This window comes from Phaeobacter italicus, from assembly GCF_001258055.1.
Taxonomy (GTDB): domain Bacteria; phylum Pseudomonadota; class Alphaproteobacteria; order Rhodobacterales; family Rhodobacteraceae; genus Phaeobacter; species Phaeobacter italicus.
Genome location: NZ_CVRM01000033.1, coordinates 180,575 through 195,877 on the forward strand (window position 1 = coordinate 180,575; position 15,303 = coordinate 195,877).

Consider the following 15,303-nt stretch of genomic DNA (forward strand, 5'->3'; position numbering starts at 1 on the left):
CCTCCCTGCAAGTCTTTTCACGTCCCGCAATTTGTTGCGTAAGCCGACCCTAGGAGCCGTCCGTCGCTTCGGTCAACGCGGGTCGAAATTTTTTCTGAATTCTGAAATTTATTTCATTTCGCGCCGAGCTGAGCCCGCAACCCTGGCCCTTTCCGCGAAAACCGCTTTCCATCACACAGCGCCGACGCTAGCTGTTTTGGCGTATTTTCGAGAAGGGTCTTGCAATGTCTGAATTTCCGAAGATCTGGTTCCTGCGCCACGGGGAAACCTATTGGAACGCGGAGAAGCGTGTGCAGGGGCGCAAGGAATCTGATCTGACCCGCAAGGGACGGATGCAGGCAGAGATGCAGTCGATGCTGATGGCGCCGGTTCTTAAAGATCGGGGGATCCCTTGTCTGGTATCGCCCCTGCGCCGGGCGCAACAGACCGCCCGCATTGCGCTTGGCGGCCGTGACTACGAGACGGATCCACGTCTTGCAGAGGCGATGGCCGGTGTCTTCGAGGGGCGGACGCTGGACGAGATCGCACAGAGCCATCCGGATATCAGTTCCGCCCACCCCCATGCGCTGGATCTCTTTTGCGAGGCTCCGGGCGGAGAGGGATTCGACGCCTTTGAGGCGCGCATCAGATCGGTGCTGATGTCGCTTGAGCAGCCAACCGTGCTGGTGGCGCATGGTTTGTGGGGTCAGGTGCTGCGAGGGATCATCTGTGGATTAGGCCGCGCAGAGATGGCCGCGCTGCCGAATGAGCAGGGTTGTGTCTATGTGCTGGAAAACGGTGAGGAATTCGTTCTGAGGGTGGAGTGAAGTTTTTTTCAAAAAACTTCAATTTCGCTCTTGCACCCTCCGCGCGCTTTCTCTAAATCAGCGCTCACCGGGTCGTTAGCTCAGTTGGTAGAGCGCTTCGTTTACACCGAAGATGTCGGGAGTTCGAGCCTCTCACGACCCACCATTCTCCCCTTGGAAATGTTCAGCTCTACCAGACGCCGAAGGCGGTGGCCCTTTATGATTTGGCTGCCTGACAAGTCGCGCGGCGTTTGCGGAATCGATTTCCCATCTCTCCCTCACGTGCGGCCAACTCTCGGTTGGTTTTGTGGATAACTTCCTGCTCTAACCGCTTAGGAATGCGGGAAAATCAATGGGTTGATAGGTGGAGAGGGGGCTTTGGCATTTTTTTTCACCGAAACGGAAGAAAATGCCAAAACACCGCTTGACGATACCCGAGCGCTAGGAATATTACAGCCCAACATTCAGCGGCGACGTTGGATGGAACAGCAAGCGGTTGTAGCTCAGTTGGTTAGAGTACCGGCCTGTCACGCCGGGGGTCGCGGGTTCGAGCCCCGTCAACCGCGCCACTGCTGTAAGCCCCGGATCCGGGTCAAAGGGTCCAAATGAAATGATGCGCGGTTGTAGCTCAGTTGGTTAGAGTACCGGCCTGTCACGCCGGGGGTCGCGGGTTCGAGCCCCGTCAACCGCGCCACTTTCATTCACTGCCCTGGTGGTCAGGGTCCGCCCCGGAGGGGAAACATATATCAGGCGCCTGCGTCTGATTTGCCGAAAGGCCCATGCGCGGTTGTAGCTCAGTTGGTTAGAGTACCGGCCTGTCACGCCGGGGGTCGCGGGTTCGAGCCCCGTCAACCGCGCCACTTTCTTCCAGAATACGGATGAACGCACCCTTCTTTGGAAGGGTTTTTGCGTTTGTGGCCTCTGTCCTTTGCGGCCTGTGGTCATGGCGATTTGCGTATCTCGTGGTCGCAGTTGCCAGCAGGGTGGGGGCGTGGTGCGCGCCGGGGCGCACACCACTGGTCATGTTATTTCGTGGTCAGAGCATCCAGCACCCGCGCCCAGGAGCGGATACCTTTGTGGAAGCTCTCCAAATCGTATTTCTCGTTCGGGGAATGGATGGCGTCGTCTTCATTGGCAAAGCCAATCAGCATCGCATCCATGTCGAGAATCGATTTGAAGAAGCCCGCAATCGGGATGGATCCGCCCATGCCGCAGAAGACAGCCTCGCGGTTCCATTCATCAGACAGCGCGCCGCGGGCGGCCTCGAATTCGGGGCGGGCGATGTTCATCACCGAGGCGCGCGACCCTTCAAGATCGTTGTCCCAGACCACCTTGCAGTCGGGCTTCAGCCGCTCTTCGACGTGTTTGCGGATCTTCAGGCGCAGCGCGTCCGGGTCCATGTCACCGACCAGACGGCAGGTGATCTTGCAATGCGCCTCTGACGGGATCACGGTTTTCGAACCCGCCCCATTGTAGCCACCCCAGAGGCCGTTCACTTCCAGCGTCGGGCGGGCCCACTGCTGTTCCAGAACCGTGCGGTCCTTTTCCCCGTGGGCCTGGGTGTAGCCTGCGTTGGAGAGGTAGTCCTTTTCGTCAAAGCCGCAGCCTTCCCACTGGCGCAGCTGGTCCTCTGGCACCTCATGCACGCCCTCATAGAACCCCTCGACGGCGACCTTGCCGGTGTCCTCGTCATAGAAGGACGCGACGATGCGGCTGACTTCGCGCAGGGGGTTCAGGCCGGGGCCGCCGTAGTGGCCGGAGTGCAGATCGATCCGGGGGCCGATCAGGGTGAACTCGTCCTTCAACATGCCGCGCAGCTGCGAGGAAATGGACGGCACACCGCGCGACACCATGGAAGTGTCACAGATTAGGGCAAGATCTGCCTTCAGCTCGGCGGCGTGTTCTTCCATGAAGGGCACCAGCGAGGGCGAGCCGCTTTCTTCTTCGCCTTCGAAGAAGAAGGTGATGCGGCAGGGCAGGGAGCCGTTCACCGCCTGCCAGGCGCGGCAGGCCTCGACAAAGGTCATCAACTGGCCCTTGTCGTCAGAGGCGCCGCGCCCGCGAATGACTGTGCCACGCTCGGTCTCTTCCAGTTTTGGTTCAAAGGGGGGGGTGTTCCACAGGTTCAGCGGGTCAACGGGCTGCACATCATAGTGGCCGTAAAACAGCACATGCGGCAGCGCGTCGTCTTTGGGACCGACGTGGCCCACAACCATCGGGTGGCCGGGGGTCGGGCGTTTGTGCGCGTCGATCCCGATAGAGCGCAGATCCGCAACCAGCCAGTCTGCTGCCTTGTCGCAGTCTTCCTTGTAGGCCGGATCGGTGGAGATCGACTGGATGCGCAGCAGGTCCATCAGGCGGTTGGTTGCAGCGTCCAGATCGCTGTCGATCCGGTCCAGTACGTCGTTCAATGACATGGGTGTCTCCTGAGGCTTTTGTTGAATTCTGCGAGAGCCTAGCAGCGCCCGCGGGGAGGGGCCAGCGGGCATCATGCAAATGCGGTTTTGCAGATTTGGGGGCTGTGCCGCTGGCTTGCGCCGCGTTTGGCGGGTGTCGGTTGTGCCAAATCGGGCGTCGGAGATGGGCGTCTGCCTGTGGCGGGGCGCTGATAGTGGTCATAATGTAGTGAAAATGCGCCCGTTTGGCCGTGCCTGCGTCGAATTGCGCCCCGTGGTGCGGTGATTTGCGGGCCGCGCTTGTTGCCGCCCCCGGCCCAAAGGTTTATTTGACCTACATCAAGGCTGAGCCAGACCGCCGCGCGTATTCGGTTGATCGAACGGAGGGGATGGTTTAACCATTCACTATTGTGAATATAAAGAACCTGACCACAGCCGCGCCAGATCCGCTGGTGCCACACTATGCCATGGAGATGCCGGTGGACTATACCGCGAAACTCGACCTTGCGATTGAACAGCTGCATGCGGAAGGCCGCTACCGGACGTTCATCGATATCGAGCGCCAGAACGGCCAGTTCCCCCATGCGGTCTGGACCCGCCCCGACGGCAGCCAACAGAACATTACAGTGTGGTGTGGCAACGATTATCTGGGGATGGGCCAGCATCCTGTTGTCCTGAACGCCATGCACGAGGCAATTGATGCCACGGGCGCTGGCTCGGGCGGGACGCGCAACATCTCTGGCACCACGGTGTATCACAAGCAGCTGGAAGCGGAGCTGGCGGATCTGCATCAGAAAGAGGCCGCGCTGCTGTTCACCTCGGCCTATATCGCCAATGACGCGACCCTTTCGACACTGCCCAAACTGTTTCCCGGTCTCATCATCTATTCGGACGCGCTGAACCACGCGTCGATGATCGAGGGCGTGCGCCGCAATGGCGGGTCCAAGCGGATCTTCCGCCACAATGACGTGGCGCATCTGCGTGAACTGCTTGAGGCGGACGATCCTGCCGCACCCAAGCTGATCGCATTTGAGTCGGTCTATTCGATGGACGGTGATTTTGGTCCAATCGCAGAGATCTGCGACCTGGCCGAGGAATTCAACGCGCTGACCTACATCGACGAGGTGCACGCTGTGGGCATGTACGGTGCCCGTGGGGGTGGCGTGACAGAGCGGGACGGTCTGATTGATCGGATCGATATCGTGAACGGCACCCTGGCCAAGGCCTATGGTGTGATGGGCGGCTACATCGCTGCATCGGCAAAAATGTGTGACGCCATCCGCTCTTATGCGCCGGGCTTCATCTTTACCACATCGCTTGCGCCGGCGGTTGCGGCAGGGGCTGCGGCATCTGTCGCCTATCTCAAGACCGCGCCGGAACTGCGGGAGCAGCATCAGATGCAGGCGCGGATCCTGAAGATGCGCCTCAAGGGGCTTGGCCTGCCGATCATCGACCATGGCAGCCACATCGTCCCTGTGATTGTCGGCAACCCCGTGCACACCAAGAAACTTAGCGATATGCTCTTGTCGGAGCACGGAATTTACGTCCAGCCGATCAACTTCCCGACGGTGCCGCGCGGCACGGAACGCCTGCGGTTTACGCCGTCACCGGTGCATGGCCCTAGGGAGATTGATGCGTTGGTCAAGGCAATGGACGCACTCTGGTCCCATTGTGCGCTGAATCGTGCCGAAATGGCGGGGTGATTCACAGTTCTGTGTCACTTTTGCGTTTTTATGTTACGGTAGCTGTAATCAAAGGGACGTAAGCGAGTCGCGGCAACCGGCTTCTAAACGACCCAGAATGTCGAATACGGCAGGCTAACATGGGACAGCAGGCATGATCGGGCGCCTCACTCAGCGCAAGCAGAAAACGCACGAACAGTCGTCGCAACCGAAGGGTTTTGACGATTACGAACTGCGACTGGGTGATATGATGCGCGGTGAGCGGGCCACCATGGGCAAATCGCTCCTGGATGTGCAGCGCGAATTGCGGATCAAGGCCTCTTACATTGCCGCCATCGAAAACGCCGATCCGACCGTTTTTGACACGCCGGGCTTTATTGCCGGGTATGTCCGGTCTTACGCCCGCTACCTCAGCCTCGATCCCGATGCGACCTTTGCCGCCTTCTGCCAGGAAAGCGGGTTTCAGGTGGCCCACGGCATGTCTGCCGAGGCGTCGGTTCGCAAATCTGCGGCCGCCCCGATCGCCACGGGCATGGGCGGGCTGCGCAGTGATGCATTCACCTCTCCCAATACGCCATTTGTGCCAGCGTCCAGCAGCTTCTTCAGCTCGGTTGAGCCCCGCGCGCTCGGCTCTCTGGCGGTTCTGGTCGCGCTGATCGGCGGGATCGGCTATGGCGGCTGGGCGGTGCTTAAGGAAATCCAGCAGGTCCAGATGGCACCTGTTGACCAGACCCCCATCGTGCTGGCTGATCTCGACCCGCTGACAGGTGCCGAGGGACCCACGGCCGAGGGCGAAGATCCGGCAACAGAGGCCCTGGCGCGGCTGTACCGGCCCCAGGCGCTGGATGTTCCGGTGCTGATCCCCCGTGATGGCCCGATTGCAACCCTTGATCCCCGCGGGCTTGGGAATTTTGCCCTGCCGGAACTGCCTAGCCTGGCGCTCGCAGAGGCCAGTCTGAGCGCGGATCTGCCTGGCCCGGCTGTGCCGCAGGTCGTGGAAGAGGTGGCTCCAGCCCTGCAGATGGTTGCGGTGCGGCCTTCCTGGGTGCAGGTCACGGCCGCTGATGGCAGCGTGATCTATGAAACCATCATGGAGCCCGGGCAGCATTTCGAAATTCCGCTGACCGAAGAGCCCCCGTTGCTGCGGACAGGTGAAAGCGGGGCGATCTATTTTGCCGTCAACGGCGCCCATTATGGTCCTGTTGGCAATCGGGGTCAGGTGACCAAGAATGTGGTTCTGTCCTCTGATGCATTGACGGAACGGTTCCAACTGGCAGATCTGAGCGCGGATCAAAACAGCGCGCTGGCCACGCTGGTTGCTGAACTGCAGGCGTCGTCGCTCTCTGCGGATGTGGCGCCCGAAATCACCGACTGATCGCGCACCTGTCTGGACCATTGTCCGGATTGTCCCAACTGTCCCGGCGGTGGTCACGGCCCTTGGCGCTATAGTGTCCTGTTCCAATCTGCCCATGACTGCCGATTGATTTGCCCGTCTGCGCGGCTGCGCCCCATTGAAGCCCCGTCACAGAGCGCGTATCTAACCCCAAAGTTCCCAGCAGCTCAGGGCCACCGATAATGTCGATCAATCACATCCGTCCCTGGCGCCATATCGAGCGCCGCAAAAGCCGCCAGATCCATGTTGGCAACGTGCCGATTGGGGGGGACGCGCCGATTGCGGTGCAGACGATGACCAACACGTTGACCACGGATGTCGCGGCCACCGTGGCGCAGGTTCAGGCGGCAGCAGAGGCGGGCGCAGATCTGGTGCGGGTCTCGGTCCCGGATGAGGCATCCTCGAAGGCGCTGAAGGAAATCGTGCGCGAAAGCCCGGTGCCGATCGTGGCGGACATCCATTTCCACTACAAACGCGGCATCGAGGCGGCTGAGGCAGGCGCTGCCTGTCTGCGGATCAACCCCGGCAACATCGGGGATGAGAAGCGCGTGGCCGAGGTCATCAAGGCGGCCCGCGACCACAACTGTTCCATCCGCATTGGGGTGAATGCAGGCAGTCTCGAAAAGCACTTGCTGGACAAATACGGCGAGCCTTGCCCTGAGGCGATGGTGGAGAGCGGTCTCGACCATATTCGCATCCTGCAGGATCATGACTTCCATGAGTTCAAGATTTCGGTGAAGGCCTCGGACGTCTTTATGACCGCCGCGGCCTATCAGCAGCTGGCCGAGGCCACCGACGCCCCGATCCATCTGGGCGTGACCGAGGCCGGCGGCTTTGTCTCCGGCACCATCAAATCCGCAATTGGCCTGGGCCAACTGTTGTGGATGGGCATTGGTGACACCTTGCGCGTCAGCCTCTCTGCCGACCCGGTGGAGGAGGTCAAAGTGGGCTTTGAGATCCTCAAGTCCCTCGGTCTGCGCCACCGCGGCGTCAACATCATCTCCTGCCCCAGCTGTGCGCGGCAGGGGTTCGATGTGATCAAAACCGTTGAAACGCTGGAACGGCGGCTGGAGCATGTGAAGACCCCGATGAGCCTGTCGATCATCGGCTGCGTGGTCAACGGCCCCGGCGAGGCGCTGATGACCGATGTCGGCTTTACCGGCGGAGGCGCAGGGTCCGGCATGGTCTATCTGGCCGGTAAGGCGAGCCACAAGATGTCCAACGAACAAATGGTCGATCACATCGTTGAGGAAGTCGAGAAGAAAGCCGCTCAGATCGAAGCTGAAGCCGCCGCTGCCGAATAACCGCAACCGCTGTTCCACCAAAAAATGGCGCCGGATCCTCCCGGCGCCTTTTTTCTGTCTGGTCTTGCGGTTGTCATCTTTCCCGAAATACTCCGGGGGTCTGGGGGCTGGCCCCCAGGTTAGGCTGTGTCTGGGGGCTGGCCCCCAGGTTGGGCTCTGTCTCGGGGACGAGGGGGCTTAGCCGCGGGCGTCGCGGATTTCGGCGATCATGATCTCCATCTGATCGGCCGGCAGGAAGCCGCGCAGAAGTTCCTGATCCAGAACAAATGTTGGTGTGCCCGAAATCGCCATCTGCTGTGCCAGAGCGCGGGTTTCCTGCAGCTGGCGCGAGATTTCGGGATCGCTCATCCGCGCCAGAATGGCGTCAGCGTCCAGATCAAGCCCCTCGGCAAGGCGGCGCAATGTCGCCTCGCTTGGCGCGCCGCCCATCGAAATCAGCGCGTCATGCATGTTCTTGTAGGCCTCGTCTCCGGCCACGAGTTTGGTGGCAATCGCAAATCGCGACGCCAGGACCGATGCCTCACCCAGGATCGGGAATTCCTTGATGATCAGGCGGATATTGCCGTCTGCAGCCAGCAGTTTTTCAACCTCGGGGGCGGCGCGGCGGCAATAGCCGCAGCGGTAGTCCATGAACTCCACAAGCGTGATGTCGCCGTCTGGATTGCCGCCAACATAGGAAAACCCGTCGTTGTGCAGCGCGTTCAGGTTCTCGGCGACCAGCGCGTCATCGCGGGCTGCTTCGGCTGCGGCTTGTTGCTGTTCCAGTTTGTTGACGGCTTCCAGGATCACTTCGGGGTTTTCCAGAAGATAGGCCCGCACTTCGGCGCCAAAGGCTGCGCGTTCCTCTTCGCTCATCTGGCTGAGGTCAAAGGCCTGTGCAGCGGGGCCAAAGCTTAGCGCGGCGGCCAGAGCAGCGGCGCAGGCAAGGCCGGTGCGGGGCAGAGAAAGACGGATCATTTGCGTTTCCTTTTTTGATCTTGTTCGGCGGCGATCAGCACGTCCTGCGCGCGTCGCCATGCGGGGGATCCCGTGGGCAGCAGGCCGGTGGCGCGTTTGGCGTGAACACCTGCATCCTTTAGCCGCCCCTGCAGGGCATATCGTTCAGCTGTTGCAAGGGCCGCCATACCGGTTTGTCCGATCTTGGCATAGGCCTGAGCCATGTCGCGCAGCATTCCGGCATTGCGAAAATCCAGACTGCGGGAGGCTTCGAGGGATTTCAACGCGGACTTTGGCTGACCAGCGGCAAGTTGCGCGCGCCCGAGACTCGCGAGGATCAGCGGATCGCGTCCGGCTTGGCTCGCCGCGCGGCGGTAGGCGCCAAGGGCGGCCTCCCAGCGGCGGTTTTCCATCAGGATCTGGCCCTTCAGCTCGTTGTAGTAAGGGTCGTTGGGACGCACCGCCAATGCACCGTCAATGGCGCCAAGCGCCTTGTTCAGATTGTTGCGGCGGTGATGGGCGACAGCTTCGCGCATCAGGCGAACATCCTTGTAGCGTTCCTCACCCACGCGGCGAAGTGTCCATTTCGGAGACCTGGTAAAGGCCGACAGCTTGCCGCGCAGACGGGCGAACCAGTACTGCGCATTGGGATCTGCCTTGCTGGTGTCGCCATGGCTGGCCAGATAGGCCTCTGCCGCGCGGATACGGTCGCGGCTGAGCGGATGGGAACGCATGTAGGGGTCTTGGTTGGCTGCGCTCAGCACTTCCTGTCCGGCAAAGATCCGGTGCAGATCGACAAGCCCCTTTGGGCTGATCCCTGCGCGTCGCAGCGTGCCGGCGGCGCTGCGGTCGGCCGAAGCCTCTTCGGCCCGTGTGTGGGCGAGAAATCCGCGCACCGCCGAGGCCTGCGTCCCAAGAGCAATTCCCGCGGCGGCTTCGCCAGCGCCGGCCGCTGCCGCAAGCACAGCCAGCGCCGCGCCAAAACCGGCGGCCGATTGGGCAGACCGCAGGTTTTGCGTGCGTCTTGCGATATGGCCGTTGGTGATATGAGCTGCCTCATGGGCGATGACGGCCTGCAGCATCTCTGGTCGGTCAACCTTTAGGATCAGCCCGTAATGTATGAAAATCGTTTGAGAATCGATCACGAACGCATTGAACGAAGAGTCATTCACCACCAGCACCCGGACCCGTTTGGCATTCAGGCCCGCGGCCCGCAGCACAGGGGCTGCGACCTCGTTCAGCCCGCGTTCGATGTCAGGATCACGCAGCAGGGAAATAGATGCAGCCTGCGCCGTCGTCGCCAGCGTGGTCGCGACAAAACACAGCGCGGCAAGAGCCAGGGCCGGGATTGACGCGAGGCGAGAGAAACGGTCAAAGGTCATGGCTGCACCATGGGAGATCAACATGCGAAACTCAACCCGGTCCAACGTCGATCCCTTCATTGTGATGGATGTGATGGAAGCCGCCCGTCAGGCAGAAGATGCTGGTCGTCATATTATCCATATGGAGGTGGGCCAGCCCTCGACCGGCGCACCTGCGGCGGCGCGCGACGCCTTGGCCAAGGCGCTTGATCAGGATGCACTTGGCTACACCGTCGCGCTTGGGCTGCCTGCATTGCGCAAGCGGATCGCCCAGCTTTATGGCGAATGGTACAATGTTGATCTGAACCCCGAGCGCGTGGTGATCACGCCGGGCTCTTCGGGGGCGTTCCTTCTCAGCTTTACGGCGCTGTTTGACAGTGGGGATCGGGTCGGGATCGGGGCGCCGGGTTATCCGTCCTATCGCCAGATCCTGCATGCGCTGGGGTTGACGCCGGTTGATATTGAAACCTCGCTTGATCATCGCCTGCAGCCGGTTCCTCAGGATCTTGCCGGTTTGGATCTGGCCGGTCTGATGGTCGCGTCGCCTGCCAACCCCACGGGCACCATGCTAGACAAGCCTGCGATGGCGGCTTTGATCGAGGCGGCACAGGCGCAGGGGGCCGCGTTCATTTCAGACGAGATCTATCACGGTATCGAATACGAAGCGAAGGCGGTGACTGCGCTGGAGGTGACGGATGACTGTTATGTCATCAACTCCTTTTCCAAGTATTTTTCCATGACGGGTTGGCGGGTTGGCTGGATGGTCGTGCCGGATGACCATGTGCGTGTCGTGGAAAGGATCGCGCAGAACATGTTCATCTGCGCCCCTCACGCCAGTCAAGTTGCCGCCCTTGCAGCGATGGACTGCGAAGAGGAGTTGCAGGCCAATCTTGCGGTTTATGCCGAAAACCGTCGCCTGATGATGGAGGGGCTGCCCAAAGCCGGCTTTGACCGGATCGCGCCGCCGGATGGGGCGTTTTATGTTTATGCGGATGTGTCCGATCTGACAGATGATAGTCGGGCCTTTGCCAAGGAGATCCTGGATCAGGCGGGTGTTGCGGTGACGCCGGGGCTGGATTTCGATCCCAAGCGCGGGGCGACGACCCTGCGGTTTTCCTATGCGCGTTCCACCGCGGATATCGAAGAGGGGCTGTCGCGTCTGAAAACCTTTATGGAGCGGCGCGGGCGCTAGGCCATTTGGGCAGTCTTGCGCTGATTGGGGGCTGAGAAAGGCGGCTTTTGCTGGCCTGCATCGGCGCTGGCGGCGTAGGATGGCGGCAAGAGACGGGCTGGAAACGTTCAGAAAACGGGCAGGCGGATGATCCAAGGAAAATTCAACAAGGCGCTGATGGCGGCTGTGGTGGCGGCTGGGGTGCTGGCAGCGCCTTTTGGACCGGGCCAGGCCGAGGCACAAACGGCGAAGGGGCAGGCGTTTAGCGGTCTTGCGCGAATTGATGCCTCCGCGACAGCGGCAGAGGATCGCCGCGGCGGTGTCGATCTGTCTCTGGGGCTGAGCCAAGGGGTTCCGTTCCGCGTGTTCACCCTGACAGAGCCGCCACGTGTGGTTGTCGATTTCCAAGAGGTCGATTGGTCGGGGCTGTCTGCCGATGCCCTGACCACAGCGGATGGCATCCGCAATGCGCAGTTTGGAACCTATGTGCCCGGCTGGTCCCGGTTGGTGCTGGAACTGGCCCGCCCCATGGGTGTTGACGGGGTGGCGATGGACGTGGATGAGGTTAGCGCTGCGGCGACACTGGCGGTGGCCTTGCGCGATACCACGGCAGAGCAGTTTGCCGCAAAGGCGGGCGCGCCGCGCGATGCGCGCTGGGATCTGCCCGCGCCGACCCCGATGACAGCGCCTGACAGCAAGGATTCGCTGGCACCGCTCTTGATCGTGATCGACCCCGGACATGGGGGGATCGATCCGGGGGCTGAGGCCGAAGCCGACGCGGGGCTTGTTCAGGAAAAGGACCTGATGCTGCAGTTTGCGATTGAACTGGGCGAAATGCTGGTGCGTTCAGGGCAGTTTGACGTGCAGCTAACGCGGGATGACGACTACTTTGTCTCGCTGGAACGCAGGATTGCGTTGGCGCATCAGGCGGAGGCGGATCTGTTCCTGTCGCTGCATGCAGATAGCCTGTCCGAAGGCCGCGCACATGGGACGACCGTCTATGTCCTGTCTGATGATGCCTCTGACGCTGCATCTGCAACATTGGTGGAACGCCACGAGCGGGGCGATCTGTTGGCGGGCAGTGACCTAAGCCATGTGGATGACAGGGTGACGGATGTGTTGCTGGATCTGGCCCGGCAGGAAACCCATCCCCGCTCCGAAGCACTGGCGCGCGCGCTGGTGACAGGCCTCAAGGCGCAGGGCGGTGACATGAACCGTCGCCCTTTGCGCGAGGCGGGTTTTTCGGTGCTGAAGTCTGCCGATATTCCCTCTGTTCTGGTTGAAGCCGGCTTTCTGTCCAGCCCTCGGGATCTGAACAACATTCTGGACCCCGATTGGCGTCGACGGACGGCGCGGGGCATCCTGAACGGGCTGATCGCCTGGCGGATCGAAGACGAGGCGACGCGGGCATTGGTTCGACAGTGACGGCGACAGTGACGCGTTGTTGGCAAAAAATGGCCGCCTGAGCCCGCATTCGGGGGCAGGGTGGCCCAGTTTGGTGTTATGATACAGATATATGCCACACGCGCGGAACCGATACCGCATTCGCCGTGTTGGCAACAAAGGGGGAGGGGCGCGCAGCCATTCCCCGCAGTTTGCGAGGGTTTCTGCTGGTTTTGCAGGGCAGGTGGCGCCTATATGCTGTTTCCCGTTTTGACCCCACGCATCGCTGCGCCTATATAGGCGGCACTGCGCGAGAAAGGCTCTACAGTGGTCAGATTTATTCTATCGTTCTTTGGTTCCATCTTCAGCACCATCACGCTGGGCATCGCGATGATCGCGCTGACCATCGGCGCGGTGTTCTGGATCTATGGGCGCGACCTGCCCAGCCATGAGTCGCTGGCCCAGTACCAGCCGCCAACCATCAGCCGCATCTATTCTGGTGAAGGGCAGCTGATTGACGAATTCGCCCAGGAGCGGCGTCTGTTCACCCCGTCCGAAGAAATTCCCGATCTGGTGAAACAGGCCTTTATCTCGGCGGAGGACAAGAATTTTTACAGCCACAAAGGCTATGACATGCGCGGCATCGCCGCTGCGGCGGTTGAAGCGGTGCGATCGCGCGGGGAAAACGTGCGCGGCGCCTCCACGATTACCCAGCAGGTGATGAAGAACTTCCTGCTTTCGGGCGACCGAAAGGCTGAGCGCAAGGTCAAAGAACTGATCCTGGCGTCGCGTCTTGAGGACACGTTGAGCAAGGAAGACATTCTGGAACTGTATCTGAACGAGATCTTCCTTGGTCAGAATTCCTATGGTGTGACCGCCGCTGCCCAGACCTATTTCAACAAGACCCTGAGCCAGCTGGCCCCGCATGAGGCCGCAACACTGGCCTCCATGCCAAAGGCGCCGTCGAAATATCATCCGGTGACGCAGCGCGACCGCCTTTTGGCCCGCCGCAATTACGTTCTGCGAGAGATGCGCGAGAACGGATATATCTCTGATGCGGTCTACAAGGTCGAGGTGGAACAGCCGCTGCGGTCGGTTCAGAACGGCGATTTTGACAGCTTCCGCAATGCGCTGCCGCCGCGGGACTATTTTACCGACGAAATCCGCCGCCAGCTGTCGCAGGACTTTGGCGAGGGAGAGTTCTTTACCGGTGGTTTTACCGTGCGCGCCACCATCGACGAGGAAATGCAGACCGAAGCTGCCGAAGCGCTGCGTGGTGGGCTTGAGAAATACGACCGCTCTCGCGGGGTGTGGCGTGGCACAGGTGTGAGCCTGCCTGAAGAAGCGCTGGCCGAGGAAGCCACCTGGCGCGCTGCACTGAGCGAGGCGGAAGTGCCCCGCGACATCACCCTTGGCGGCAAGTGGCATCCGGCTGTGGTGTTGTCCGTTGGGGACCAAAACCTTGAAGTTGGTGTTGAGGGTGTTGATGGCACCGGCTCTGTCCCGCGGGCCGATATCAAATGGATGAAGGGCAGTTTCCGGGACAACCTGTCTGTCGGCGATGTGGTCCATGTTCGCGCCGTCGAAAAAGACGGTGTGATCGACCATTGGTCGCTGCGGCAGGTGCCGGAGGTTCAGGGTGGCTTTGTCGCGATGGATGTGAACACCGGCCGTGTTCTGGCGATGCAGGGTGGTTTCTCTTACCAGCATTCGGTGTTCAACCGCGCCACCCAGGCCCAGCGACAGCCGGGATCCGCCTTTAAACCGTTCGTCTATGCGGCGGCGCTGGACAGCGGTTACAGCCCTGCGACCATCGTTGTGGATGCTCCGATCGAGATCAATACGCCGCAGGGCCTGTGGCGGCCCAAGAACTCGACCAATAAATTCTACGGCCCGACCCCTCTGCGGACCGGGATCGAACAATCGCGGAACCTGATGACCATTCGTCTGGCCCAAGAGGTCAGCATGGAGGTCATCGCAGGCTATGCCGAACGCTTTGGTGTCTATGACAACATGGGTGCGTTTCTTGCCAACTCGCTTGGGGCTGAAGAAACGACGCTTTATCAGATGGTTGCAGCCTATGCGATGTTTGCCAACGGTGGCGAGCGGGTTCAGCCGACGCTTGTGGACCGCATCCAGGACCGTCGGGGCGAGACGATCTATCGTCACGATGATCGCGACTGTGTTGACTGCTCGTCGCCCCTGTTGCCTGCGGGCCAGTCCCCTCGCATCGTTGATAATCGTGAACAGGTCATGGATCCGATCACCGCGTATCAGCTGACTTCGATGATGAAAGGTGTGGTCGACCGCGGTACCGCCTCCAGCGTGATCAACCTGCCGGTGCCCACCGCCGGTAAAACCGGCACCACCAATGACTCCCGCGATGTGTGGTTTGTCGGCTTTACCTCCAACATTGTGGCAGGCTGCTACATGGGGTTTGACCAACCGCGGCCGATGGGGCGTGGCGCTTACGGTGGCACCATGTGTGGTCCGGTGTTCCAGCAGTTCATGAAGACAGCGACCGAGAAATACGGTGGTGGCCCGTTCAAGGTTCCGGAAGGCGGACATTTCATCAAGATCGACCGCTTTACCGGGGCGCGTCTGCCTGATGAAGCCTCCGGTGCAAACGTGGTGGCAGAGTATTTCCGCGACGGTGCAGAACCGATCTTTGGCCTGGCGTTTGACGGCGGCTTTGCGATGGGATCAAACCTGCCGCTGTTTGAGGAAGTGCAACAGTCCGGGCGGCGGGTGACCACATCTGATGGTGGAACTGCCGTGCTTGGGCCCAAGGCGAACTTTGGCACCATCAGCTCTGGCGGCTTGTACTGACGCCAGGTTTTTCCGCAGTGTTTTTGGGACCGGGGAGGGGCGACACCCTCTCCGGTCTTTTCA

Annotated in this window: 10 protein-coding genes and 4 tRNA genes; 11 read left to right on the top strand and 3 right to left on the bottom strand. The window is 60.9% G+C overall.

Translation table 11 applies throughout. From position 1 onward, the window contains the following. Positions 1–224 precede the first annotated feature (224 nt). From NIT7645_RS15790 to NIT7645_RS15810, 5 genes are all read left to right on the top strand, one after another. Complete coding sequence (locus NIT7645_RS15790; protein WP_008558756.1) at positions 225–806, top strand: histidine phosphatase family protein; 582 nt, start codon at positions 225–227, stop codon at positions 804–806. Positions 807–875: 69 nt separating this feature from the next. Continuing rightward, positions 876–951: transfer RNA gene (locus NIT7645_RS15795), tRNA-Val, on the top strand. A 326-nt stretch (positions 952–1,277) separates the two neighbouring features. Next, positions 1,278–1,354 (top strand) — tRNA-Asp (locus NIT7645_RS15800). A 48-nt stretch (positions 1,355–1,402) separates the two neighbouring features. Next, a tRNA-Asp gene (locus NIT7645_RS15805) sits at positions 1,403–1,479 on the top strand. An 89-nt stretch (positions 1,480–1,568) separates the two neighbouring features. Next, positions 1,569–1,645: transfer RNA gene (locus tag NIT7645_RS15810), tRNA-Asp, on the top strand. 165 nt (positions 1,646–1,810) lie between these two features. On the opposite strand, the gene NIT7645_RS15815 is transcribed toward NIT7645_RS15810, so the two are convergent. After that, on the bottom strand, positions 1,811–3,202 hold the full coding sequence (locus NIT7645_RS15815) for a M20/M25/M40 family metallo-hydrolase (RefSeq protein WP_008559247.1): 1,392 nt from the start codon (positions 3,200–3,202) through the stop codon (positions 1,811–1,813). A gap of 458 nt (positions 3,203–3,660) precedes the next feature. Between NIT7645_RS15815 and hemA the strand changes: the two genes are divergently transcribed. The 3 genes from hemA (at position 3,661) to ispG (ending at position 7,560) form a co-directional block, all read left to right on the top strand. After that, a complete protein-coding gene (hemA, locus tag NIT7645_RS15820) occupies positions 3,661–4,884 on the top strand; it encodes a 5-aminolevulinate synthase (RefSeq protein WP_008561707.1) in 1,224 nt (407 codons plus the stop codon). Positions 4,885–5,017: 133 nt separating this feature from the next. Then, positions 5,018–6,238 (top strand): helix-turn-helix domain-containing protein, encoded by a 1,221-nt coding sequence (locus NIT7645_RS15825; RefSeq protein WP_008560370.1) that lies wholly within the window; start codon positions 5,018–5,020, stop codon positions 6,236–6,238. A gap of 200 nt (positions 6,239–6,438) precedes the next feature. Next, entirely contained in the window at positions 6,439–7,560 is a 1,122-nt protein-coding gene (gene ispG / locus NIT7645_RS15830; RefSeq protein WP_008561725.1) for a flavodoxin-dependent (E)-4-hydroxy-3-methylbut-2-enyl-diphosphate synthase, read from the top strand. A 177-nt stretch (positions 7,561–7,737) separates the two neighbouring features. On the opposite strand, the gene NIT7645_RS15835 is transcribed toward ispG, so the two are convergent. Both NIT7645_RS15835 and NIT7645_RS15840 read right to left on the bottom strand, forming a co-directional pair. Beyond that, on the bottom strand, positions 7,738–8,517 hold the full coding sequence (locus tag NIT7645_RS15835; protein WP_008559932.1) for a DsbA family protein: 780 nt from the start codon (positions 8,515–8,517) through the stop codon (positions 7,738–7,740). Beyond that, positions 8,514–9,902 carry a M48 family metalloprotease gene (locus NIT7645_RS15840; protein ID WP_037302222.1) on the bottom strand — a complete coding sequence of 463 codons (1,389 nt, stop codon included), beginning with the start codon at positions 9,900–9,902 and terminating at the stop codon, positions 8,514–8,516. Before NIT7645_RS15840 ends, NIT7645_RS15835 begins: the two co-directional genes overlap by 4 nt. On the opposite strand from NIT7645_RS15840, the gene NIT7645_RS15845 reads away from it, so the two are divergent. The 3 genes from NIT7645_RS15845 (at position 9,901) to NIT7645_RS15855 (ending at position 15,240) form a co-directional block, all read left to right on the top strand. Then, positions 9,901–11,049: a pyridoxal phosphate-dependent aminotransferase gene (locus tag NIT7645_RS15845; protein WP_008561422.1), complete on the top strand. Its 1,149-nt coding sequence runs from the start codon at positions 9,901–9,903 to the stop codon at positions 11,047–11,049. The two genes, NIT7645_RS15840 and NIT7645_RS15845, sit on opposite strands and share 2 nt — an antisense overlap. Positions 11,050–11,175: 126 nt before the next feature. Beyond that, positions 11,176–12,453 carry an N-acetylmuramoyl-L-alanine amidase gene (locus NIT7645_RS15850; RefSeq protein ID WP_050687496.1) on the top strand — a complete coding sequence of 426 codons (1,278 nt, stop codon included), beginning with the start codon at positions 11,176–11,178 and terminating at the stop codon, positions 12,451–12,453. A 285-nt stretch (positions 12,454–12,738) separates the two neighbouring features. Continuing rightward, positions 12,739–15,240: a penicillin-binding protein 1A gene (locus NIT7645_RS15855; protein WP_050687498.1), complete on the top strand. Its 2,502-nt coding sequence runs from the start codon at positions 12,739–12,741 to the stop codon at positions 15,238–15,240. Positions 15,241–15,303 lie beyond the last annotated feature (63 nt).

Coding starts and splice junctions, on each gene's coding strand:
- NIT7645_RS15790 (WP_008558756.1), top strand. CDS start 225: ATGTCTGAATTTCCGAAGATCTGGTTCCTGCGCCACGGGGAAACCTAT.
- NIT7645_RS15815 (WP_008559247.1), bottom strand. CDS start 3,202: ATGTCATTGAACGACGTACTGGACCGGATCGACAGCGATCTGGACGCT.
- NIT7645_RS15825 (WP_008560370.1), top strand. CDS start 5,018: ATGATCGGGCGCCTCACTCAGCGCAAGCAGAAAACGCACGAACAGTCG.
- ispG (WP_008561725.1), top strand. CDS start 6,439: ATGTCGATCAATCACATCCGTCCCTGGCGCCATATCGAGCGCCGCAAA.
- NIT7645_RS15835 (WP_008559932.1), bottom strand. CDS start 8,517: ATGATCCGTCTTTCTCTGCCCCGCACCGGCCTTGCCTGCGCCGCTGCT.
- NIT7645_RS15845 (WP_008561422.1), top strand. CDS start 9,901: ATGCGAAACTCAACCCGGTCCAACGTCGATCCCTTCATTGTGATGGAT.
- NIT7645_RS15840 (WP_037302222.1), bottom strand. CDS start 9,902: ATGTTGATCTCCCATGGTGCAGCCATGACCTTTGACCGTTTCTCTCGC.
- NIT7645_RS15850 (WP_050687496.1), top strand. CDS start 11,176: ATGATCCAAGGAAAATTCAACAAGGCGCTGATGGCGGCTGTGGTGGCG.